General features: G+C 71.6%; 21 protein-coding genes and 1 pseudogene. 20 read left to right on the top strand and 2 right to left on the bottom strand.

Annotated elements, in window-relative coordinates; genetic code table 11:
• The first annotated feature begins 5 nt into the window (after positions 1-5).
• The 3 genes from mftE to mftG are packed head-to-tail and all read left to right on the top strand — an operon-like array spanning position 6 to position 3587.
• Positions 6-749 (top strand): mycofactocin biosynthesis peptidyl-dipeptidase MftE, encoded by a 744-nt coding sequence (gene mftE, locus LV457_RS06175; protein WP_232169753.1) that lies wholly within the window; start codon positions 6-8, stop codon positions 747-749.
• On the top strand, positions 746-2158 hold the full coding sequence (mftF, locus tag LV457_RS06170; protein ID WP_232169752.1) for a mycofactocin biosynthesis glycosyltransferase MftF: 1413 nt from the start codon (positions 746-748) through the stop codon (positions 2156-2158). Before mftE ends, mftF begins: the two co-directional genes overlap by 4 nt.
• A gap of 4 nt (positions 2159-2162) precedes the next feature.
• Positions 2163-3587 carry a mycofactocin system GMC family oxidoreductase MftG gene (mftG, locus tag LV457_RS06165; protein ID WP_232169745.1) on the top strand — a complete coding sequence of 475 codons (1425 nt, stop codon included), beginning with the start codon at positions 2163-2165 and terminating at the stop codon, positions 3585-3587.
• Here the strand turns inward: mftG and LV457_RS06160 are convergent.
• The gene (locus LV457_RS06160; RefSeq protein WP_232169742.1) at positions 3507-5171 is read right to left on the bottom strand and encodes an MFS transporter; all 1665 of its coding nucleotides are present in this window, start codon (positions 5169-5171) and stop codon (positions 3507-3509) included. The two genes, mftG and LV457_RS06160, sit on opposite strands and share 81 nt — an antisense overlap.
• 78 nt (positions 5172-5249) lie before the next feature.
• Here LV457_RS06160 and LV457_RS06155 point away from each other — a divergent pair, with 78 nt between their 5' ends.
• On the top strand, positions 5250-5882 hold the full coding sequence (locus LV457_RS06155) for a TetR/AcrR family transcriptional regulator (protein ID WP_232169740.1): 633 nt from the start codon (positions 5250-5252) through the stop codon (positions 5880-5882).
• Here LV457_RS06155 and LV457_RS06150 read toward each other — a convergent pair.
• The gene (locus tag LV457_RS06150) at positions 5848-7107 is read right to left on the bottom strand and encodes a cytochrome P450 (RefSeq protein WP_232169738.1); all 1260 of its coding nucleotides are present in this window, start codon (positions 7105-7107) and stop codon (positions 5848-5850) included. The genes LV457_RS06155 and LV457_RS06150 overlap by 35 nt on opposite strands.
• Before the next feature lie 158 nt (positions 7108-7265).
• Here LV457_RS06150 and LV457_RS06145 point away from each other — a divergent pair.
• The 16 genes and pseudogenes from LV457_RS06145 (at position 7266) to LV457_RS06070 (ending at position 21347) form a co-directional block, all read left to right on the top strand.
• Positions 7266-8773 (top strand): annotated as a pseudogene (locus LV457_RS06145) (carboxylesterase/lipase family protein).
• Positions 8774-9117: 344 nt separating this feature from the next.
• Positions 9118-9423 (top strand): 30S ribosomal protein S10, encoded by a 306-nt coding sequence (gene rpsJ / locus LV457_RS06140; protein WP_003883485.1) that lies wholly within the window; start codon positions 9118-9120, stop codon positions 9421-9423.
• A gap of 13 nt (positions 9424-9436) precedes the next feature.
• A complete protein-coding gene (rplC, locus tag LV457_RS06135; RefSeq protein ID WP_232169734.1) occupies positions 9437-10090 on the top strand; it encodes a 50S ribosomal protein L3 in 654 nt (217 codons plus the stop codon).
• A gap of 2 nt (positions 10091-10092) precedes the next feature.
• The gene (rplD, locus tag LV457_RS06130; RefSeq protein ID WP_232169733.1) at positions 10093-10752 is read left to right on the top strand and encodes a 50S ribosomal protein L4; all 660 of its coding nucleotides are present in this window, start codon (positions 10093-10095) and stop codon (positions 10750-10752) included.
• On the top strand, positions 10752-11054 hold the full coding sequence (gene rplW / locus LV457_RS06125) for a 50S ribosomal protein L23 (protein WP_232169732.1): 303 nt from the start codon (positions 10752-10754) through the stop codon (positions 11052-11054). The genes rplD and rplW overlap by 1 nt, the downstream gene beginning before the upstream one ends.
• Before the next feature lie 28 nt (positions 11055-11082).
• On the top strand, positions 11083-11919 hold the full coding sequence (rplB, locus tag LV457_RS06120) for a 50S ribosomal protein L2 (RefSeq protein WP_232169731.1): 837 nt from the start codon (positions 11083-11085) through the stop codon (positions 11917-11919).
• A gap of 13 nt (positions 11920-11932) precedes the next feature.
• Entirely contained in the window at positions 11933-12214 is a 282-nt protein-coding gene (rpsS, locus tag LV457_RS06115; RefSeq protein ID WP_003892827.1) for a 30S ribosomal protein S19, read from the top strand.
• Positions 12215-12217: 3 nt separating this feature from the next.
• Positions 12218-12706, top strand: coding sequence for a 50S ribosomal protein L22 (gene rplV / locus LV457_RS06110; RefSeq protein ID WP_232169730.1), 489 nt, complete (start codon positions 12218-12220; stop codon positions 12704-12706).
• Entirely contained in the window at positions 12706-13575 is an 870-nt protein-coding gene (rpsC, locus tag LV457_RS06105; RefSeq protein ID WP_232169729.1) for a 30S ribosomal protein S3, read from the top strand. The genes rplV and rpsC overlap by 1 nt, the downstream gene beginning before the upstream one ends.
• 2 nt (positions 13576-13577) lie before the next feature.
• Positions 13578-13994 carry a 50S ribosomal protein L16 gene (gene rplP, locus LV457_RS06100; RefSeq protein WP_232169724.1) on the top strand — a complete coding sequence of 139 codons (417 nt, stop codon included), beginning with the start codon at positions 13578-13580 and terminating at the stop codon, positions 13992-13994.
• The gene (gene rpmC, locus LV457_RS06095; protein ID WP_232169722.1) at positions 13994-14227 is read left to right on the top strand and encodes a 50S ribosomal protein L29; all 234 of its coding nucleotides are present in this window, start codon (positions 13994-13996) and stop codon (positions 14225-14227) included. The genes rplP and rpmC overlap by 1 nt, the downstream gene beginning before the upstream one ends.
• Positions 14227-14544 carry a 30S ribosomal protein S17 gene (gene rpsQ, locus LV457_RS06090; protein WP_232169720.1) on the top strand — a complete coding sequence of 106 codons (318 nt, stop codon included), beginning with the start codon at positions 14227-14229 and terminating at the stop codon, positions 14542-14544. The genes rpmC and rpsQ overlap by 1 nt, the downstream gene beginning before the upstream one ends.
• Before the next feature lie 133 nt (positions 14545-14677).
• A complete protein-coding gene (locus tag LV457_RS06085) occupies positions 14678-16648 on the top strand; it encodes a hypothetical protein (protein WP_232169718.1) in 1971 nt (656 codons plus the stop codon).
• Positions 16649-16657: 9 nt separating this feature from the next.
• On the top strand, positions 16658-18202 hold the full coding sequence (locus LV457_RS06080; protein ID WP_232169716.1) for a hypothetical protein: 1545 nt from the start codon (positions 16658-16660) through the stop codon (positions 18200-18202).
• Positions 18199-19665 carry a glycosyltransferase gene (locus tag LV457_RS06075; protein ID WP_232169715.1) on the top strand — a complete coding sequence of 489 codons (1467 nt, stop codon included), beginning with the start codon at positions 18199-18201 and terminating at the stop codon, positions 19663-19665. The genes LV457_RS06080 and LV457_RS06075 overlap by 4 nt, the downstream gene beginning before the upstream one ends.
• Positions 19662-21347: a glycosyltransferase family 39 protein gene (locus tag LV457_RS06070; protein WP_232169713.1), complete on the top strand. Its 1686-nt coding sequence runs from the start codon at positions 19662-19664 to the stop codon at positions 21345-21347. Before LV457_RS06075 ends, LV457_RS06070 begins: the two co-directional genes overlap by 4 nt.
• Positions 21348-21399: the final 52 nt, after the last annotated feature.

The following is a 21399-nucleotide window of genomic DNA, read 5'->3' as shown; positions in this document are numbered from 1 at the left end:
CTGGCGTGCCAGGCAATGATCCGCCTTACCATCAGCGGGTGGTCCTTCCCAAGAAGCTCGGGAGGGCGACGGCCAGCCAGCTCGGGACGGCGTCGCCGACACTGGTCATACCGGTGGGCGCCACCGAGCAGCACGGTCCCCACCTGCCGCTGGACACCGATTGCGTGATCGCCGCGGCGGTCGCGGACGCGGCGGTCGACCGGCTGCCCGCGGGCGATCACCTGCTTGCCCCGACAATCAACTACGGGGCGAGCGGAGAGCACGAGGGCTTTGCTGGCACCGTTTCGATCGGTACGGTGGCGCTGTGCTCGCTGCTCGTCGAATACGGCAGATCGGCGCTGCGCTGGGCGGGTCGGCTGGCCTTCGTCAACGGTCATGGCGGAAACGTGAGCGCGCTGCGGCAAGCCTGCGCGACGCTGCGCGCGGAAGGCCGCGACGCCGGCTGGTGCGCATGCTGGACGCCCGATGCCGACGCGCATGCCGGACACACGGAAACGTCGCTGCTGCTGCACCTTTCGCCGGCTGCCGTCCGGGTGCAGGAGTGGCAGCCGGGAAACCTGGCGCCGCTGGCGGAGCTGATGCCCCGGATGCGGCGGGGCGGGCTGCTCGCGGTCAGCGAGGTGGGAGTGCTGGGGGATCCGACCACGGCGAGCGCGGCCGCGGGGGAGCGGATCTTCGCGGACATGGTCGACGGCTGCGTGCGGGCGATCGAGCGCTGGCAGCCGGCGGACGACGGGAGGCTGAGATGACGCAGCCACGACTGCCCGACGGTTTCGCGGTACAGGTCGACCGCCGGGTCCGGGTGCTCGGTGCCGGCGCGGCGCTGCTCGGCGGTTCGCCCACCCGGTTGCTGCGGCTCGCGCCCGCTGCGCAGTCGATGCTCGACGGCGGCCGGCTCGAGGTCCACGATGCGCGCAGCGCCCAGCTGGCCCGCACGCTGCTCGACGCCACGGTGGCCCATCCGCGACCGACGTCGGGGCCGTCGCACCTCGACGTCACCGTCGTGATCCCGGTGTGCGACAACGCGTTCGGCGTCAGCCGGCTGGTGTCGTCGCTGCGCGGCCTGCGGGTCGTGGTGGTCGACGACGGCTCACGGATACCGCTCACCGACGCCGACTTCGCCGGCTGCACCTGCGATCTCACCATCATCCGCCACGACCAGCGGCGCGGCCCGGCCGCCGCCCGTAACACCGGACTTGCCGCCTGCGCAACGCAATTCGTGGCCTTCCTGGACTCCGACGTGGTGCCGCGGCGCGGCTGGCTCGAGGCGCTGCTGGGCCACTTCTCCGATCCCGCGGTGGCGCTCGTGGCGCCGCGCATCGTCGCGCTGTCGCCGTCGGACTCGGTCGTGGCCCGCTACGAGTCGGTGCGCAGCGCGCTGGACCTCGGCCGCCGGGAAGCACCGGTCGTGCCCTACGGCCCGGTGTCTTATGTCCCGAGCGCCGCCATCATCTGCCGCTGCTCGGCGCTGCGGGACGTCGGCGGCTTCGACGAGACGCTGCACTGCGGCGAAGACGTCGACCTGTGCTGGCGGTTGGTCGAGGCGGGCGCCCGGATGCGCTACGAGCCGATCGCGCTGGTGGCGCACGATCACCGCACCCAGCTGTGGGAGTGGTTGCGTCGCAGAGCCTTCTACGGGCGGTCCGCCGCACCGCTGGCGCGGCGCCACCCCGACAAGACGGCGCCGCTGCTGATGTCGGCCCCGATGCTCGGCGCGTGGCTGCTGATGGCGATCGGTTCGGCCCTCGGCTACCTCGCGTCGCTGGTGCTGGCCGGCTGGGCGGCCGGCCGGATCGCGGCGGCCATGGCCGGTGCGGACACCAGCGCCCGTGACGTCCTCACCGTCGCGCTGCGGGGGCTGGGCCAATCGGCGCTGCAGTTCGCGTCGGCGTTGTGCCGCGCCTACTGGCCGCTGGCGCTGTTGGCCGCGCTGCTGTCGCGGCGCTGCCGGCACGTGGTGATCGTCGCGGCCATCGCGGACGGGGTGGCGGACTGGCTCACCCGCTACGGCAAAGCCGACGACGCCCAGCAGCGCATCGGCGTGCTGCCCTACCTGGTGCTGAAGCGGCTCGACGACCTCGCCTACGGCGCCGGGCTCTGGGCCGGTGTGGCGGGCGAGCGCAGCCTCGGCCCGCTGCGGCCGCAGGTCACCACCTGAGTCCGTGCACAGCGACGTCCTGGTGATCGGGGCCGGCAGCGCCGGATCGGTCGTGGCCGAACGGTTGTCGGCGGACCTGTCGTGCGCCGTCACGGTGCTCGAGGCCGGTCCGGCGCCCACCGATCCGGGCGTCGGGGCGCTGATCGCCGACGCCACCGTGCTGCCCGTCGGGGCGGCGAGCCGGCTGGTGCAGCGCTACGAGACCACCCTCACCGAGCACCCCCCGCGCCGCTCCGCGATCGTCCGGGGCGCCGTGGCCGGTGGCTCCGGCGCGGTCAACGGCGGCTACTTCTGCCACGGGCTCCCGGCCGACTTCGACGGCTGGCGCCTACCCGGGTGGTCGTGGGCCGAGGTGGTTCCGGCGTTCGCCGCCATCGAGACCGACCTCGACTTCCCGCAGCCGCCGCACGGCACCACCGGACCCATCACCGTGCGGCGGACATCCGGCTTCGAAGGCGGCACAGCGGATTTCGTGTCGGCGGCAACGGCTGCGGGATACCCGTGGTTGGCGGACCTCAACGCCGGCGGCCCGGACCTGCCGACCGGGATCGGCGCCGTGCCGCTGAACGTCGTCGACGGCAGGCGCATGGGACCCGGCGCGGCGTTCCTCACACCGGCGCTGAGCCGGCCGAACCTGCGGCTGGCCAGCGAGTCCCGGGTCCGGCGGCTGCGGTTCCGCGGGGGCCGGGCGGTGGGGGTCGAGGTCGACGGGCCGGCCGGCGGGCAGTACCGCACCGCAGACCGCTTCGTGCTCACCGCGGGCGCCATCGCCACCGCGCAGCTGCTGCTGCTCTCCGGGGTGGGCGATCCGGCGGCGCTCGCTGCGGTGGGCGTCGAGTGCCACACCGCGCTGGCGGTCGGGCAGCGCACCAGCGACCATCCGGAGTGGGTGATGCCCACGCAGTGGCGCACCCGAACCGGTCGGCCCGTCCTGGAGGTGGTGCTCAGCACTGCAGATGTCGAAATACGGCCCTACACCGGCGGTTTCGTCGCCATGGTGGGCGACGGCGGCACGGGCCGGCCGGACTGGCCGCACCTCGGCGTCGCGGTCATGCACCCCGCGTCGCGGGGCCGCGTCGCGCTGCGCTCGGCGGATCCGGACGCACCGCCCCGGATCGAACACCGTTACGACAGTGCGCCATCCGACGTTACCGCCCTGCGCGAGGGATGCGCATTGGCCGCCGAGCTCGGCCGGCGGATGACGGTGGTCGGCGAGCCGTCCTGGTCGACGTCACAACACCTGTGCGGCACCGCGCCGATGGGCGTCGACGGCGACCCGCACGCCGTCGTCGACCCCCGCGGCCGGCTCCGCGGAATCGAGAACGTCTGGGTGGCAGACGGTTCCGTACTACCGGCGATCACCGGCCGCGGCGTGCACGCCACCATCGTGATGGCCGCCCACCGCATCGCCGGGTTCGTCGCCGGCTGAGCCGTCGGCACCTGCCGCCCGCAGCCGCCGCACGGGCCGCCACTGCCGGCCGTCACGGCCGGGTGATATGACGGCGACCACCACCGAGGCGGCACCGAGCACGATCGCCAGCATCAGCAGCGAGGAATCCATGGCGTCCAGAAAGGCGCGCTGTGCCAACTCGGCCAGCTGGGGTCCCTGCGGTCCCAATTGTGCTGCGGCGCCGAGACCTTCGGCCAGCGAATTCAGCGCCGGCTGACGCGCAGGCTCGGGGATGGCACCCAGCTGCGGTGCCAGGACGTCTTCGTAGCGGGCCGCCAGCACGGAGCCCGCGACCGCGATCCCGAGTGCCGCACCCACTTCGCGGGTGGTGTCGTTGACCGCGGAGGCGACGCCCTGCTTCTCGTCCGGTGCGGCGTTCATGATCGCCGAGGTGGTCGGTGCGGTGCACAGGCCGATGCCCGCACTCATGATGAGCAGCGGCCACATCAGGTCGAGGTAGGGCGAGCCGATGTCGAGGACGCGCAGCGACACCAGGCTGACGGCGATGAGCGCCAGCCCGAGCGCCGTGGAGAGCCGCAACCCGATGCGGGGAAGCCACAGGGGCAGCGCGGCGCTGAGCACCAGCACCGGAAGGGCCAGCGGCACCAGTGCCACCGCGGTCATCAGCGCGCTGTAACCCATCACCAGCTGCATGTACTGCATGACGACGTAGAAGAACCCGAAGTTGCCGAAGAACAGGAACGTGACGCCGAGCGATCCGGTGGCGAAGTCGGGCCGGGCGAACAACCGCACGTCAAGCAGCGGGTGGCGGCGGCGCAATTGCACCACCGCGAAGACGGCGGTCAACGCCACCCCGCCGGCCATGCAGCCCCACACCAGCGGATGCGTCCAGCCGCGCGCCGGCGCCTCGACGGTGCCGAAGACGAACACCGCGACCGCCGCGCCGATCAGCACCGCGCCCGGCCAGTCGAGCGGGGCGGCCTCGGAGTCGCGCGACGACGACACCGTGCAGGTGAGCGCGAACAGGCCGACCCCGGCCGCGGCGAACGCGACGAAGATCGACTGCCAGCCGAAGAAGTGCAGCAGCACGCCGGTCACCAGGAATCCGGAGATCGCGCCGGAGCCGGCGACACCCGCCCAGATTCCCACCGCCTTGTTGCGATCGGCCTTCGAATACGCCGCCGTCAGCAGCGACAGCGTCGCCGGCATCACAAACGCCGCGCCCGCCCCGGCGACCGCCCGGGCCGCGATGAGCTGCAACGGGCTGTCGAAGACCAAGGGTGCGGCGGAGGCGGCCGTGAAGATGGCCAGGCCCGTCAGCAGCGCCCCGCGCCGGCCGTAGCGGTCGCCCAGCGCGCCCGCCGGCAGCAGCAGACAGGCCAGCACGAGCGTGTAGCCGTCGACCACCCAGGTCAGCTGGGATTGGGTGGCCGAGGTCTGGCGCGCGATGTCGGGCAGCGCCGTGTTGAGCGCCACCATCGAGGAGATGACCGTCGACACGCCCAGGCAGGCGACGATCAGCAGCCAGGTCCGCGCCCGCGGTGACAGGGCGGCGAGCGCCGGGTCGATATCCTGATCGGGCTCGGAGCGGGTGTCAGACACCGGCGGGCTCCTTCGAACGAAGTTTTGAGACTCATAGTCTCGTTGTGGGCAGTTCCCCCGCGGGAGGTGGATCAAACGGTGGCGATCGGATCCGATCCGCGGCCCGCCCGCTCGCGGGCCCGGCTCTTGGCCGCGGCAACGGCGCTGCTGCGGTCCGGCGGGCCGAGCGCGGTCACCATCGACGCGGTGACCCGCAGCGCCAACGTCGCCCGCGCCACGCTGTACCGCCACTTCGGCGGCGCCAACGATCTGCTCGCCGCCGCGTTCCAGGGGATGCTGCCGCCACCGCCGATGCCTCCGGCGCACGGCAGCCTGCGCGACCGGCTGACCGCCGTCGTCGTCGGCTGGGCCGAGTCCATCGCCGAGGTCCCGACGACGCTGACGGCGATGACGTGGCTGGCGTCGGGACCCGACCTGCAGAGCTGGCGGAGCGGCACGCACTCCGATGCCGTCGGCTCGCTGCGCGAGCGCATCCTGGCGCTCTACGCGGTGCCGTTCGACGCGATCTTCGACAGCCCGCAGGCCGCGGCCGAACTCGACGACGTCGACCGCGTGCAGGCGGTGGCGCTGCTGATCGGCCCACTCATCCTCGGCCGGCTCTCCACGCTGCCCGACTTCGACTACCACGCGTGTGCGCGGGCCGCCGTCGACGGCTTCCTGCACACGCACGCGCGCGTCAGCGCACCCGGTACCGGATCGGAAGGTGCTTGAGGCCGCCGACGAAGGTGGTGGCGGTGCGCTGCGGGACGCCGGCGAGCTCGACGGCCGCCAGCCGCGGCAGGAGCTGGCCGAAGAAGCTCCGCATCTCCATCCGCGCCAGCGCCGCCCCCAGGCAGTAGTGCACCCCGTAGCCGAACGACACGTGCTTGTTCGGATCCCGGCCGACGTCGAACCGGAACGGGTCGACGAAGACCTCCTCGTCGCGGTTCCTCGACACGTAGGCGAGGTAGACCGCCTCGCCCGCGGCGATCGGGACGCCGCGGACCTCGGTGTCGCGCGCGGCGGTCCGCATGAACTCCTTCACCGGGGTCGACCAGCGGATCATCTCCTCGACCGCGGTTCCCAGCAGCGCCGGATCGCGTTGCAGCCGGGCGAGTTGGTCGGGGTTCTCGATCAGCGCCAGCAGCCCGCCGGAGATCGCGTCCTTGGTGGTGTCGTGGCCGGCGCTGGCGACGATCACGTAGTAGGACAAGGTGTCCATGTCCGACATCAGCTCGCCGTCGACGCGGCCGTTGGCGATCGCCGACGCCAGATCGTCGGTCGGGTGTTCCCGCCGCGACCTCGTCAGCGCCGAGAAGTAGGCGAAGAAGTCGGCCAGCACCGCGAGCAGGTCCTCGGTGGTGCCGCCCCGCTGATGCTCCTCGTCGGCGCCGCCGAACAATTCCTGCGTGAGCTGGAGCATGCGCGGGAAATCCGATTCGGGCAGCCCGAGCAGCGACAGGATCACATACAGCGGGAAGTTGATCGCGATGTCGGTGACGAAGTCGCATTCCGGGCCGATGTCCCGCATCCGGTCGACGTACTGCTCGGCGAGCTCGTCGACTCGAACCTGCAACGCGCGCATGGCTTTCGGGCGGAACCAGTCGGCGCCGATGGCGCGCACCTTCCGGTGGTGCGGATCGTCCATGTGAATGAGGGTGCGGATGCCGATGCCCGCCTCGACCTGCGCCTTGAGCGCGTCGTCGGCCTCGGCCTGGCTCAGCAGCGGTCGCGGCTCGGAGAGCCACCGGGTGTTGTCACGCTCGATCGCCATGATGTCGGCGTGCTTGGTGACGGCCCAGAACGGCCGGTAGGGCGCGAAGTCCACCCACACCACGGGTTGGTGGTGGCGCAGGTGGGTCAGCGCCTCGTGGAGGCGGTCGTCGTCGGCGTAGGCGCTGGGGTCGGCCAGGACGCGGGCGGCCTCGTCACTGGCTCGGTCCATCGTGGTGCTCATCGCTGCTCCTCGCGCTTGACGGGTGTCAACAGCCTAATGTGACCCAGCGCACGCTGCGGCGGCAAGGGGCCGGGGTCATTAGGCTTCCGCGGGTGCCCGCCGCCCGTGCTGTCCACCGACGCGGGCGTGTGTGCGCCCGCCTCGCGGCCGCGGTGACCATGGCGACGCTGGTGGTCGCCGGCTGCGCGGCCCCCGCCCCACCGGCGGCGCCGGCAGAGCTGCTGCACGGGGTGGCGCGCACCGCGGCCGGCGCCGTCCGCGGGCTGATCGCGCCCGATCACGTGGCCTTCGAGGGCGTTCCGTACGCCGCAGCCCCGGTGGGGCCGCTGCGCTGGCGGGCCCCGGAACCGCCCGCGCCGTGGACCGGGATGCGCGACGCCACCCGGCCCGGCCTGCGGTGCGTGCAGGACACCTCCGCCGATCCCGACCTGGGTCGCGCCATCGGCGAGGACTGCCTGTCGGTCAACGTCTGGGTGCCCACGGCGGCGGCGCGAGGCCCGCACGCGGTGCTCGTGTGGCTGCACGGCGGCGCCTTCGTCAACGGCAGCGGCGACGTCTACGACGCCCGCCGGCTCGCGGTGGCCGGCGACATCGTGGTCGTCACCGTCAACTACCGGTTGGGCGCGCTCGGCTTCCTCGCCCACCCGTCGCTGGGGAGGGGAACTACGGGCTCGCCGACCAGCAGGCCGCGCTGCGCTGGGTGCGCGACAACATCGCGGCGTTCGGCGGCGACCCGGCGCGGGTCACCCTCGCCGGGGAGTCGGCGGGGGCGATGTCGGTGTGCGACCACCTGGTCGCCCCGGCGTCGACCGGGCTGTTCCGGGCCGCCATCATCTCCAGCGGGCCCTGCCAGGCGCAGGTCGGCGCCACCGTCGCCCGGCAGGCGAGCATCGCCTACGCCGCACGGGTGGGCTGCGGCGACGCCGCCGCGGCGGCGGCCTGCCTGCGGGCGCTCCCGGTCACCAGGCTCACCGAACCGCCCTTCTACCTGTCGCTGGGTGGTGAGCGGCTGACGGGACCGGTCACCGGCACCGCCGCGCTGCCCGTCGACCCGATGGCGGGCATCGCCGACGGCCGGGCCCAGGCGGTGCCGGTGCTGATCGGCACCAACCTCGACGAGTTCACCCTGTTCGTCGCGCTGCAGTACCTGCGCACCGGGGTCGAGCCCGACCTCGGGCAGGCGCTGCAGCAGACCTTCGGCGCGGCGGCCGGCGAGGTGGCGGCGCGCTACCCGCCGGCACGCCACGGCGGCAGCGGCTCGCTGGCCTTCGCCGCCGCCGTCACCGACTGGGCGTTCGCCTGCCCCGCCGACCGCATGGCGACCGGGCTGGTGCGCCGCGCGCCGGTGTTCGGCTACGAATTCGCCGACCGCGACGCCCCCGCGCCCGAACCGCTGCGGACGCTGCCGTTCCCGGTCGGGGCGACGCACGGGCTGGAGCTTCGGTACCTGTTCGACGTCGGCGGTGCGCCGCCACTGCAGGAGGCGCAGTCGCGGCTGGCGGCCGACATGATCGCCGCGTGGGGCCGGTTCGTGCGCGACGGCGACCCGGGTTGGCCGGCGCTCGACGGCAACGGCGCGCCGTGGCGGTCGCTGTCGCCGGCCGGGCCGGCGGTCACCGACTACCGGGCCGGCCACCAGTGCGCGTACTGGAACGCCCGCCGCTGACCGCCGGCCCGGCTCGCACGCGCAGATGTGCAGGTCAGCAGACCTGCGGCGGGATTTGGTCCGGTCGGGATCTTCAGGCATACTGTTCGGGTTGCCTTGAGCCGGGTTTGCCGCCGTGTGCGGTGCCGGGCCGGGCAGACGACCGGCGTCCCCACGGACGCGTCCGGTCCACCTTGTCAGTCAGCGACGGATCACGCAGCTGCGGACGAGTATGCGAGCGGGCGACCCACCCGAACGCGTGGGCCGGTGCACCAGGACAGATGAACAGCGGCGGCACCAGACACCAGCGCAGCGAACGACGGCGCCGGACGAACCAGGCCCCAGCAGGAGTGAGGTAGGAAAGCGTGGCGGGACAGAAGATCCGCATTCGGCTCAAGGCCTACGACCACGAGGCCATCGACGCCTCGGCGCGCAAGATCGTCGAGACGGTGACCCGTACCGGCGCCAGCGTGGTCGGCCCGGTGCCGCTGCCCACCGAGAAGAACGTGTACTGCGTCATCCGGTCCCCGCACAAGTACAAGGACTCGCGGGAGCACTTCGAGATGCGGACGCACAAGCGGCTGATCGACATCCTCGACCCCACGCCGAAGACGGTGGACGCGCTGATGCGCATCGACCTGCCGGCCAGTGTCGACGTCAACATCCAGTAGGAGATCCCAGAAAATGGCGAGAAAAGGCATTTTGGGCACCAAGCTGGGCATGACGCAGGTGTTCGACGAGAACAACCGGGTCGTCCCGGTGACGGTGGTGAAGGCCGGCCCCAACGTCGTCACCCGCATCCGCACGCCCGAGCGCGACGGCTACAGCGCCGTGCAGCTGGCCTACGGCGAGATCAGCCCCCGCAAGGTGAACAAGCCCCTGACCGGACAGTTCACCGCCGCCGGTGTCAATCCGCGCCGCCACCTGGCAGAGCTGCGGCTCGACAGCGAAGAGGCGGCCGCCGCCTACGAGGTCGGCCAGGAGCTGACCGCCGAGATCTTCGCCGACGGCAGCTACGTCGACGTCACCGGCACCAGCAAGGGCAAGGGCTTCGCCGGCACCATGAAGCGGCACGGTTTCCGCGGCCAGGGCGCCAGCCACGGTGCGCAGGCCGTGCACCGCCGGCCCGGCTCCATCGGCGGCTGCGCCACCCCCGGCCGCGTCTTCAAGGGCACCCGGATGGCCGGCCGGATGGGCAATGACAAGGTCACCACCCAGAACCTGGTGGTGCACAAGGTCGACGCCGAGAACGGCGTGCTGTTGATCAAGGGCGCGATCCCCGGCCGCACCGGCGGGCTCGTCATGGTCCGCAGCGCAATCAAGCGAGGCGAGAAGTAACGATGGCATCCATTGACGTAGTGACCCCGGCCGGCACCACCGACGGTTCCGTCGAGCTGCCCGCCGAGCTGTTCGACGTGGAACCCAACATCGCGCTGATGCACCAGGTCGTCACCGCACAGCTCGCCGCGGCCCGGCAGGGCACGCACTCGACCAAGACCCGCGGCGAGGTCAGCGGCGGCGGCAAGAAGCCGTACCGGCAGAAGGGCACCGGCCGCGCCCGGCAGGGCTCGACGCGGGCGCCGCAGTTCACCGGCGGTGGCACCGTGCACGGCCCGAAGCCCCGCGACTACAGCCAGCGGACGCCGAAGAAGATGATCGCGGCCGCGCTGCGCCAGGCGCTCTCGGACCGGGCCCGCAACGACCGGATCCACGCCGTCACCGAGCTCGTCGAGGGTCAGACGCCGTCGACCAAGAGCGCCAAGGCGTTCCTGACGACGCTGCTGCCCGACCGCACGATCGAGCAGAGCAAGATCCTGGTCGTCATCGGGCGCGCCGACGAGGTGGGCGCCAAGAGCGTCCGCAACCTGCCCGGTGTGCATGTCCTGGCGCCGGACCAGCTCAACACCTACGACGTGCTCAAGGCCGACGACGTGGTGTTCAGCGTCGAGGCGCTCAATGCCTACATCTCGGCGAACCGGACACAGGAGGTCTCCGCCTGATGGCCACCATCACCGATCCCCGCGACATCATCCTCGCGCCGGTGATCTCGGAGAAGTCCTACGGCCTGATCGAGGACAACGTCTACACGTTCATCGTCCACCCGGACTCGAACAAGACGCAGATCAAGATCGCGGTCGAGAAGATCTTCGCGGTCAAGGTCGATTCCGTGAACACCGCCAACCGGCAGGGCAAGCGCAAGCGCACCCGCAGCGGCTTCGGCAAGCGCAAGAGCACCAAGCGCGCCATCGTCACGCTGGCGCCGGGCAGCAAGCCGATCGATCTGTTCGGAGCACCGGCCTGACCGGCCGGGAGTAAGGAACCCAAGAGCCATGGCCATTCGCAAGTACAAGCCGACGACCCCGGGTCGCCGCGGTTCGAGCGTCTCCGACTTCGCCGAGATCACCCGGTCGACGCCGGAGAAGTCGCTGATCCGCCCGCTGCACGGCACCGGTGGCCGCAACGCCCACGGCCGGATCACCACCCGGCACAAGGGCGGCGGCCACAAGCGCGCCTACCGCGTCATCGACTTCCGTCGCCACGACAAGGACGGCGTCAACGCCAAGGTCGCGCACATCGAGTACGACCCGAACCGCACCGCGAACATCGCGCTGCTGCACTACCTGGACGGCGAGAAGCGCTACATCATCGCGCCGCAGGGCCTGAAGCAGGGCGCGGTCGTGGAGTCCGGCGCCAACGCCGACATCAAGCCGGGCAACAACCTGCCGCTGCGCAACATCCCGGCCGGCACCGTCATCCACGCCGTGGAGCTGCGGCCCGGCGGCGGCGCGAAGCTCGCCCGCTCGGCCGGTGTCAGCATCCAGCTGCTCGGCAAGGAAGGCAGCTACGCCTCGCTGCGGATGCCGTCCGGTGAAATCCGCCGCGTCGACGTGCGCTGCCGCGCCACCGTCGGCGAGGTCGGCAACGCCGAGCAGTCGAACATCAACTGGGGCAAGGCCGGCCGCATGCGGTGGAAGGGCAAGCGCCCCACCGTCCGCGGTGTCGTGATGAACCCGGTCGACCACCCGCACGGCGGCGGCGAGGGCAAGACCTCGGGCGGTCGCCACCCGGTGAGCCCGTGGGGCAAGCCCGAGGGCCGCACCCGCAAGCCGAACAAGGCGAGCGACAAGCTCATCGTCCGACGCCGGCGCACCGGCAAGAAGCGCTAGGGAGTAACCAGCGATGCCACGCAGCCTGAAGAAGGGCCCGTTCGTCGACGACCATCTGCTCAAGAAGGTCGACGTCCAGAACGAGAAGAACACCAAGCAGGTCATCAAGACCTGGTCGCGCCGGTCGACCATCATCCCGGACTTCATCGGCCACACGTTCGCCGTCCACGACGGCCGCAAGCATGTGCCGGTGTTCGTCACCGAGGCGATGGTGGGCCACAAGCTCGGCGAGTTCGCCCCGACGCGGACGTTCAAGGGCCACATCAAGGACGACCGGAAGAGCAAGAGGCGATAGGCGATGCCCACCACAGTGAGTGAATATCCGTCGGCCAGGGCCGTCGCGCGCTTCGTGCGGGTCTCGCCGACCAAGGCCCGCCGGGTGATCGACCTGGTGCGCGGCAAGCCCGTCGCCGAGGCGCTCGACCTGCTGCGTTGGGCGCCGCAGGCCGCCAGCGAGCCCGTCGCCAAGGTGATCGCCAGCGCCGCCGCCAACGCCCAGAACAACGAGGGCCTCGACCCCGACACCCTGGTGGTGGCCACCGTCTTCGCCGACGAGGGACCGACCGCCAAGCGGATCCGGCCGCGCGCGCAGGGCCGGGCGTTCCGGATCCGCAAACGCACCAGCCACATCACCGTGATCGTAGAAAGTAGGCCGAGCCGGTCCGACCGGGGCGCCTCGCCGCAGTCCGCGCGGTCGCGCCGCGCCGCCGCCAGCAAGGCCAGCACGCGGTCGACGGGCGCCGCCACCGAGAAGGCTGCACAGCCAGCGAAGGGAGGCTCGGAGTAGTGGGCCAGAAGATCAACCCGCACGGCTTCCGGCTCGGCATCACCACCGGCTGGAAGTCGCGGTGGTACGCCGACAAGCAGTACGCCGACTACATCAAGGAAGACGTCGCGATCCGCAAGCTCCTCGCGAGCGGGCTGGAGCGCGCCGGCATCGCCGACGTGGAGATCGAGCGCACCCGCGACCGGGTCCGGGTGGACATCCACACCGCGCGTCCGGGCATCGTGATCGGCCGCCGCGGCACCGAGGCCGACCGCATCCGCGCCGACCTGGAGAAGCTCACCAAGAAGCAGGTCCAGCTCAACATCCTCGAGGTGAAGAACCCCGAGTCGGTGGCGCAGCTGGTGGCTCAGGGCGTCGCCGAGCAGCTGAGCAACCGCGTGGCGTTCCGCCGCGCGATGCGCAAGGCCATCCAGTCCGCGATGCGCCAGCCCAACGTCAAGGGCATCCGGGTGCAGTGCTCGGGTCGCCTCGGCGGCGCGGAGATGAGCCGCTCGGAGTTCTACCGCGAGGGTCGCGTGCCGCTGCACACGCTGCGCGCCGACATCGACTACGGCCTCTACGAGGCCAAGACCACCTTCGGCCGCATCGGCGTGAAGGTGTGGATCTACAAGGGCGACATCGTCGGTGGTAAGCGGGAGCTGACCGCGTCGACGCCCGCCGGCGACCGGCCTCGCCGCGATCGGCCGTCGGGCACCCGGCCGCGCCGCAGCGGCGCCGCGGGCACCACGGCCACCAGCACCGAAGCGGGTCGTGCCGCCTCCGGGGGCTCCGAGAGCGGCACCGCCCCGGCTGGCAGCGTCGCGGCCAATTCGGCGGCGTCGGCAGCCGCCGAGTCCGCCGATTCGACCACCGAGAATCCAGGGAGCTAGCCATGTTGATTCCCCGCAAGGTCAAGCACCGCAAGCAGCACCACCCCAGGCAGCGGGGCGTGGCCAGCGGCGGCACCTCGGTGAGCTTCGGCGACTACGGCATCCAGGCGCTCGAGCACGCCTACGTGACGAACCGGCAGATCGAGTCCGCCCGTATCGCCATCAACCGGCACATCAAGCGTGGCGGCAAGGTGTGGATCAACATCTTCCCCGACCGCCCGCTGACCAAGAAGCCCGCCGAGACCCGCATGGGGTCGGGTAAGGGTTCGCCGGAGTGGTGGGTCGCCAACGTCAAGCCCGGCCGCATCCTGTTCGAGCTGAGCTACCCGAACGAGGAGACCGCGCGGGCGGCGTTGACCCGCGCTATCCACAAGTTGCCGATCAAGGCACGCATCGTGACCCGAGAGGAGCAGTTCTGATGGCCGTGGGAACGTCCGCCGGCGAACTGCGCGAGCTGACCGACGACGAACTGGTCGAGCGGTTGCGCGAGGCGAAGGAGGAGCTGTTCAACCTGCGCTTCCAGCTGGCCACCGGACAGCTCGCCAACAACCGACGACTGCGCACCGTCCGCCAGGACATCGCGCGCGTGTACACCATCCTGCGGGAACGTGAGCTGGGTCTGGCCGCCGGACCCGCCGGTGAGGAATCGTGATGGCAGAGAACGAGACTAAGCAGGGCACCGAGCCCGGTCCGAAGCGCACACCGAAGGCCGACAAGCCGCGCGGTCGCCGCAAGACGGCCATCGGCTACGTCGTGAGCGACAAGATGCAGAAGACCATCGTGGTCGAGCTCGAGTCGCGCCGGAGCCACCCGCTCTACGGCAAGATCATCCGGACCACGACCAAGGTCAAGGCGCACGACGAGAACGGCGACGCCGGGGTCGGCGACCGGGTGTCCTTGATGGAGACGCGCCCGCTGTCGGCCACCAAGCGGTGGCGGCTCGTGCAGATCCTGGAGAAGGCCAAGTAGCTCGCCGCGCGGCGGGCAACACCGCCGGCCGCGCGTCGCTGACCGCAGTCTTCTCGTCCGCAGCAAAACTAGCTGAATAGCAGATCGGCCGACCGCCTGCGAGCGGCGGCCGTTTCTGTTTACGATCCCGTCGATGTCTACGCGGTGGGTACGGCGATTCGGTGCCGCAACGTTCGTCGTGATACTCCTCGGCGGGTCCGGAGGGCTGACCGCAGCGGGAGTCCTGGCAACGGCCGCGCCCGGCGACGGCGGGCTGCTCTCCCGCTCGCCGACCCTCGCCCTGCAAACGCTGACCGGCGCCGACGGACTTGCCTTCCACGGCTTGCAGAGTGTCCAGACCCTGGCCATCCCGGTGCTGCAGGGACTGCGGCCGACCGAGCTGCGGGCCGTGGTCGAGCGACCCGTGGCACTGCGCTTCGGTGTGGTCACGGTGGTTCAGGACAACCGCGTGGTCTCCCGGGTACCGCTGCCCGACGCCGACCGCGCCCCCATCGTCGTCCCGCTGGGCGGTGCGGTGGTCCGCGACAACGCGGTCACCGTCGACCTGCGGATGACGCTGGTGCCCATCGACGGCGCCTGCATAGACGACCCCGGCGACCCGCTGCGGTTCGCCGCCGCCGAGGTCGCCTACGACGGCGACGAGCTGCCGCCCACCACCGTGGCGGACTTCCTGCCGCCCGTGCTGCAGGGCCTCACCATCTTTGTGCCGGCCGACCCGACCCCGGCCGAGTCGGACGCCGCCGTGCGGCTCACCGCCGCCGTCACCGCCCGCTACGGCGCGCAGCACCCCGACATCGCCGTGGCCGAACTGCCCGCTGCCGCACCGGTCCCCGAACCGCCCGCGCCGCCGCTGACCCGCCGGATCGTGATCAGAGAGGACGCGCCGGCCGGGATCGCGCTGCAGCCGGCGCCGGGCGTCCCCGACCTGGTGTTCGGGGGGCCAGCGAACGAACTGCAGAACCAGGTGCGGCTGGTGGCCAGCGACGTCTCGCGGCTGGCGATCAGCTCCAAGGCCGTGGTCGGTCCGCTCGCGACCACCGCGCAGCTGCCCCCCGACGTGACCACCATCCGACGGCTGGGCCAGCCGGGCGTCAACGCCACCGCGGTCGCGAACCCGCGCGTCACCATCAATCTCGACCAGGCGCGGTTGGGCCGCTCGGCGAAGGATCTGCGCATCCGGCTGCAGGGCTCCTACACGCCGCTGCCCGCGAACCTCAACGGCCAGGTGGTGATCACCGTCGGCGACGAGACCGTGGCGCGCTGGCCCGCCGAGCCCAGCGGTGCGATCGACCGTTGGGTCGACGTGCCGAACGGGTTGCTGCAGCGCTACACCGCGGTGAACGTCGCACTGAACGCGGCCGGCAACACCGGCGGCTGCGGAGCCTCGCAACCGCTCACCCTCACCATCGACGGCGAGTCGACCGTGTCCAGCGTGCGCGCCCAGCCGCCCGTCGTCACCGGGTTCCAGTCGTTGCCGCAGGCGCTCATGCCGCGGCTGGAGATCGGGATCGGGGCCGGCGGCGATGCGCTGCCCGACACGGTCCGCGCCGCGGCGATCGTCGAGGGGCTGCAACGGCTCAGCGCCCTGCCACTGGACACCGCGGTGGTGCCGCTGCCGACCGCGATCGACTCGCCGAACCCGGCGGTCCTGATCTCGGCGGGCAGCTGGACCTCCGATGCCGTGCCGTTGCCGGTGAGCTCACCCGACGAAGGTGCCGTCAGCATCACCGGGATGGGTGACGACGGGGGGCCGGTGGCCCTCACATTGGACCCGCAGGTCCGGTTCGGTTCGCTGCAAACCGTGCTCGACGGGAACCGCACCGTGCTCGTCGCGACGTCCAACGGCGCCCCAGATCAACTCGACTCGCTGCTGAACTGGCTCGACGACGAACCGCGGCGCTGGTCGCGGCTCACCGGAGACGCGCTGCTCGGACCCGCCGGTGTCCAGCCGCTGACCTTCGACACCACCGCCGAGCCCGTCACCGCGGCCGACGACGGCGACGCGCCGCGGACGCTGTTGATCGCCGCCTGCATCGCCGCGGGTCTCGTCGTGGTGGTCGCCGTCGGTGTGGTGACGCTCCGGCGCCGCCGTGTCCCGAAGTAGGCGGCGGTGATGGCGACCGCCACGACGAACGCCCCGGACACCGCTACGGCACCGGCCCGTCCGATCGAGGCGTTCCTGCGCTGGTACTACGCGCTGCACCCGACGTATCGGCTGGCGGTCCGGTGGGCGCTCATCCTCGGCGCCGCCGGCGTGGCCTTCCACGCGTCGATCGCCAGCGTCGCCGAGACGACGAAGCACGGCGGCATCGGCGGCTACGTGTGGACCGTGCCGACCGCCGCGGCACTCGTCGCGGTGGGGGTGGCGCGGCGGCATCGCACGGAGCTGCCGATCCACGACCGGCAGACCGACATCATCGTCGGCGGCATGTGCATGGTGCTGGCGCTGCTGATCCAGGGTGTGCTGTCGCCGCGCTACGCCCTGTACTTCCACCTGCTGCGGCTCGATCTGCTGGCGATGTGGCTGTTCGTCGTCAGCTGCTGCATCGTGCTGTTCGGGCTGCGCCCGGTTATCCGGTTCAGCTGGGTGTGGCTGCTGCTGGCGATGGTGTTCTCGCTGCCGTACTACCTGCTGGTGGTGTTCCTCGACGGCGGCGCCTTTGCGGCCGGCGCGGCGACCCTGATCATCGCGGGCATCGCGACGGGCATCGCGGTCGGCCGGACCATGCGGCGCGGCCTGCTCGGGTCGCTCGGGTCGTGGGCGGTCGGCTTCGCGGTGCTGATCTCAGTCGACCAGTTCTTCCCGGACGTGCCGCTGATCGTCTACCAGCAGCTGCCGGCGCTGTCGGCGATCTGCCTGGTGGGCATGGCGATGTATTGGCGGGCGCGCCGCGGCGCACCGAAGAAGCTGCTCGACCGCAAGGTCGAGCCGCTCGCCGCCAAGCAGGTGTGGGCCGCGGTGCCCCTGGTGGTGATCGCGGCGCTGCTCCTGGCGGTGCTGCCGCTGCCGGCGCAGGTCAGCACCACGCCGATCGGCGGTCCCGCCCCGCACCCGCTCGCGTTCGGTCAGGCGCTGCTCGCGCCGCCGGGGTGGCGCACCGAGCGCCGCGTCGACTATCCCGAGGTCGACCGGCTCTACGGGGACTCCGCGGTGCTGGTGCGGCAGCGGATGGTCGCCGAGCGCGGCGACATCCGGTTCGACAAGCAGGCCCGTCCCCGCACCCTGATCGTCGACAGCATCGTCGCGCGGCGACCGTTCGCCTTCGACGTGTATCCGGCCAGGGTGCTCTACGGGCTGACGAGTGCGCGGCTCAGCGAGCTGCGGATGGTCGACCTCGGTCACGGCGTCACCGCGAGGATGCTGTCCGTCGTGGACGACGACTTACTGGTGACCTGGAACTCGATCCAGTTCGCGTGGGGCAGCGACCGTCTCGCGCAGCGCGTGACGGTGCTCGCCGTCGACAACCACCTGCCCGACGCACCGTTCCCGGAGCCGACGACCAACCTGCTGCCGACCGTCCGCACGCTGTTGACGCTGCTGTTCCGTGGCAACGCCGTCCTCGACGAGCGCACGCCGGTGTTCAAGGACGGCGAACTGCTCACCGAGTTCGGCCGCGCCCTGGTGGCGGCGCAGCAGCCGATCGGGGCCGGCCCGTGAGCGCGGGCCCGCGCCGCGCCGCCGCCCCCGACGAGGCCGAGCGGCGGTACGCGCTGCACCGCGCCATCGAGGGGCTCCGCCAGGACGACCCGTTGAGCTCGGCGTCGGTGGCGGTGATGGGCTGGCAACGGCCGGTGCTCTGGGGGCTGCTCGCGGTGGTGGTCGCGGGCGCGCTCTGGCGGCCGCTGCCGACCGCCACGGTGTTGATCGGCCTCTGCACCCTGGTCTACCTGCTCACCATGCTCGACCGGGTGCTCATCTTCCGGGAGGGGCTGGCGTCGCGCGCCATCGCGGTCTCCGACGAGGCGGCCCGCGCTCTGCCCGACGAGGAGCTGCCCGTCTACACGATCCTGGTGCCGGCCTACAACGAGCCGGAGGTGGTCGGCGACCTCATCGGTGCGATGGCCGCGCTGGAATATCCCGCCGACAAGCTGGAGGTGCTGCTGCTGCTCGAAGCCGACGACGACGTCACCATCGAGGCCGCCCGGTCCTGCGCCGAGTCCGACGCCATCACGATCGTGCTGGTGCCGCCCGCCGATCCCCGGACCAAACCCAAGGCGTGCAACTACGGCCTGCACTTCGCGACGGGCGAGTTCGTGACGATCTTCGACGCCGAGGACCTGCCCGAGCCGCTGCAGCTGCGGCGGGTGGTGGCGGCGTTCCGGCAACTGCCCGACGACGTCGCGTGCGTGCAGGCCAAGCTCGTGTACCACAACGGCCGGCAGAACCTGCTCACCGCGTGGTTCACCGCCGAGTACGCGCTGTGGTTCGGCTACCTGCTGCCGGGCATGATGCGCTCGACGTCGCCGATTCCGCTGGGCGGCACGTCGAACCATCTGCGGCGCGCGGTGCTCGACGAGATCGGGGCCTGGGACCCGTTCAACGTCACCGAGGACGCCGACCTGGGCCTGCGGATCGCGGCGAGCGGCTACCGCACCGCCGTGATCGACTCGTCGACCCAGGAGGAGGCCAACAGCGACCCGATCAACTGGGTGCGCCAGCGATCCCGCTGGTACAAGGGGTATCTGCAGACCTGGCTGGTGCAGATGCGGCGGCCGCGGCGGCTGTTCCGCACGCTGGGCCTGCGCAGCTTCGTCCGGTTCAACCTGGTGCTCGCCGGCACTCCGATCGTCGCGGTGCTGAACCTGGTGTTCTGGCTGATCACGCTGGTGTGGTTCCTCGGTCAACCCGCGGTGATCGAGACGGTGTTCCCGACCTACATCTACTTCCCGGCGCTCGTCGCGCTGGTGCTGGGCAACGCCGCCACGCTGTACATGAACGTGATCACGATCCGCGAGGACGACCGGGCCGACCTGCTCGGCGCCGCCCTGACCGTGCCGCTGTTCTGGTTGATGATGAGCGTCGCGGCGGCCAAGGGCTGCTACCAGATGATCCGCAACCCGTCCTACTGGGAGAAGACCTTCCACGGACTGGCCACCAAACCGCAGACCGCCGAGCCGTGACCGACCGACCGGGACGGGAGGTCTTCCGACTGAAGACGGCGTTCTTCGTCGCCTGCGCCGTGGTGTACGCGGGCGCCGGGTACTGGCTGCAGGTCCGGCACGGGTTCATCCTCGGTGACGCGCTGTCGCGGGTGTCGGCCGCTCAGTCGGTGCTGTTCAGCCGCGACCCGCACCTGGCGGCGATCGGTTTCATCTTCACCCCGCTCACCGCGATGGTGCAGCTGCCCGCCATCCTCGTCAGCCCGCTGTGGCCGGAGATTACCGAGCGGGCGTTCTCCGGCAGCCTGATGAGCGCGGTGTTCATGGCCGGCGCCGCGGTGCAGATCCTCGGCATCGGCACCGACCGCGGCCTGCCGCGCAGCTACGCGCTCACCATCGCGGCGCTGTTCGCCGCCAACCCGATGATCGTGTTCTACGGCGCGAACGGCATGAGCGAGGCGCCGTTCCTGTTCTTCATGACCTGGGCGGTGCGGCGGCTCGTCTCGTGGATGGCCGACGACGACGTACACCACCTCATCACCGCCGGCGGCATCGCGATGGGGTTGGCGTACCTCACCCGGTACGACGCCGTCGCCTGCATCGCCGCGGCGGGCCTGCTGGTCGGGGTGACGACCTACCTGCGGGCGCCCGAACCGCCGCGGTGGCGGCGGGCGCTATTGGACCTGCTGATGGTCAGCGCGCCGGGTGCGGCGGCGTTCCTCGGCTGGGCGGCGGTCAGCTGGCTGATCACCGGAGAGGCGTTCGCGCAGTTCACCTCCCAGTACGGCAACGCGGCGATCCTCGAGCAGTCCGGGCAGGTCACCCCGACCTTCGTAAGCGGCCTGTCGTTCGCGCTGACCTGCACCGTGCTGCTGGCTCCCACGCTGGTGCCGATCGCGGCGTGGGGCACGGTCCGGCGCTGGGGGACACCGACCTGGCCGGTGCTCGCCGTTCCGCTGGCGATCTACGGCGCCGCGCTGGCTTTCCAGAGTGTGAGCTACGCGACCGGCTCGACGTTTCCGTTCCTGCGGTTCTACATCGTCGCCATCCCGCTGACAGCGTGCCTGGCGATGCTGGCGGTGCCCGACGGCCGGCTCGCGCCCGCCAAGCGCCGCGGCCGGCACGCACCCGCGCTGGTGGACGCGCCGGCGCGACGCGCGGGCTGGCCGGCGTACGTGGCCGTCGCGGCGGCGCTCGCGGTGACGCTGCCGGTGACCGCCCACGGGATGAGCCTGCCCCGGTATGCGCCGCAGGAGTACGCGCTGGCCGCGGTGCTGGCGCCCGATCCCGATGCCACCGACTCGCGGGCCATGGTGGAACGCCGTGTCGCCGCGACCTTTTCGACGGAGCGGGTGATCGCCGACCACCTCGCGAGCCTGGAGCTGCCCGACAGCTCCGTCATCGTCGACACCGTCTACGGCTTCGCGATCATCGCCGCATCCCAGCGGCCGCGCATGTTCGTCGTCCCCTCCGATCCCGACTTCACCGCGCTGCTCAACGACCCCAGCGGCAACGGCGTTCGGTACCTGCTCGCGGTGCCGCCGGAGGGCCGCGGTGTGTCCGATGCGCTCAACCAGCGCTATCCCACGCTGTATGACACCGGCGCCGACGTCGCGACCCTGGAACTCGAGATCCCCAACGACGGCGACTCGCAGCCCACCTGGCGGCTGTATCGCGTCCTCGCGCCGCCGGCGCAGTCCTGACCGTCGCTTGCCGGCGTTGACTGCCGCGCCTGGGCGTTGATATCCGCGCCCG

Source organism: Mycobacterium sp. MYCO198283 (assembly GCF_021213805.1).
Taxonomy (GTDB): domain Bacteria; phylum Actinomycetota; class Actinomycetes; order Mycobacteriales; family Mycobacteriaceae; genus Mycobacterium.
This window is presented reverse-complemented; position numbering and strand designations above follow the sequence as displayed.

What these genes read in the sequence shown, in the direction of transcription:
- mftF (WP_232169752.1), top strand. Translation starts at nt 746, where the DNA reads ATGACGCAGCCACGACTGCCCGACGGTTTCGCGGTACAGGTCGACCGC.
- rpsS (WP_003892827.1), top strand. Translation starts at nt 11,933, where the DNA reads ATGCCACGCAGCCTGAAGAAGGGCCCGTTCGTCGACGACCATCTGCTC.
- LV457_RS06150 (WP_232169738.1), bottom strand. Translation starts at nt 7,107, where the DNA reads ATGAGCACCACGATGGACCGAGCCAGTGACGAGGCCGCCCGCGTCCTG.
- rpmC (WP_232169722.1), top strand. Translation starts at nt 13,994, where the DNA reads ATGGCCGTGGGAACGTCCGCCGGCGAACTGCGCGAGCTGACCGACGAC.
- rplP (WP_232169724.1), top strand. Translation starts at nt 13,578, where the DNA reads ATGTTGATTCCCCGCAAGGTCAAGCACCGCAAGCAGCACCACCCCAGG.
- rplV (WP_232169730.1), top strand. Translation starts at nt 12,218, where the DNA reads ATGCCCACCACAGTGAGTGAATATCCGTCGGCCAGGGCCGTCGCGCGC.
- LV457_RS06080 (WP_232169716.1), top strand. Translation starts at nt 16,658, where the DNA reads ATGGCGACCGCCACGACGAACGCCCCGGACACCGCTACGGCACCGGCC.
- LV457_RS06085 (WP_232169718.1), top strand. Translation starts at nt 14,678, where the DNA reads ATGTCTACGCGGTGGGTACGGCGATTCGGTGCCGCAACGTTCGTCGTG.
- rplC (WP_232169734.1), top strand. Translation starts at nt 9,437, where the DNA reads ATGGCGAGAAAAGGCATTTTGGGCACCAAGCTGGGCATGACGCAGGTG.
- rplD (WP_232169733.1), top strand. Translation starts at nt 10,093, where the DNA reads ATGGCATCCATTGACGTAGTGACCCCGGCCGGCACCACCGACGGTTCC.
- rpsQ (WP_232169720.1), top strand. Translation starts at nt 14,227, where the DNA reads ATGGCAGAGAACGAGACTAAGCAGGGCACCGAGCCCGGTCCGAAGCGC.
- rplB (WP_232169731.1), top strand. Translation starts at nt 11,083, where the DNA reads ATGGCCATTCGCAAGTACAAGCCGACGACCCCGGGTCGCCGCGGTTCG.
- rplW (WP_232169732.1), top strand. Translation starts at nt 10,752, where the DNA reads ATGGCCACCATCACCGATCCCCGCGACATCATCCTCGCGCCGGTGATC.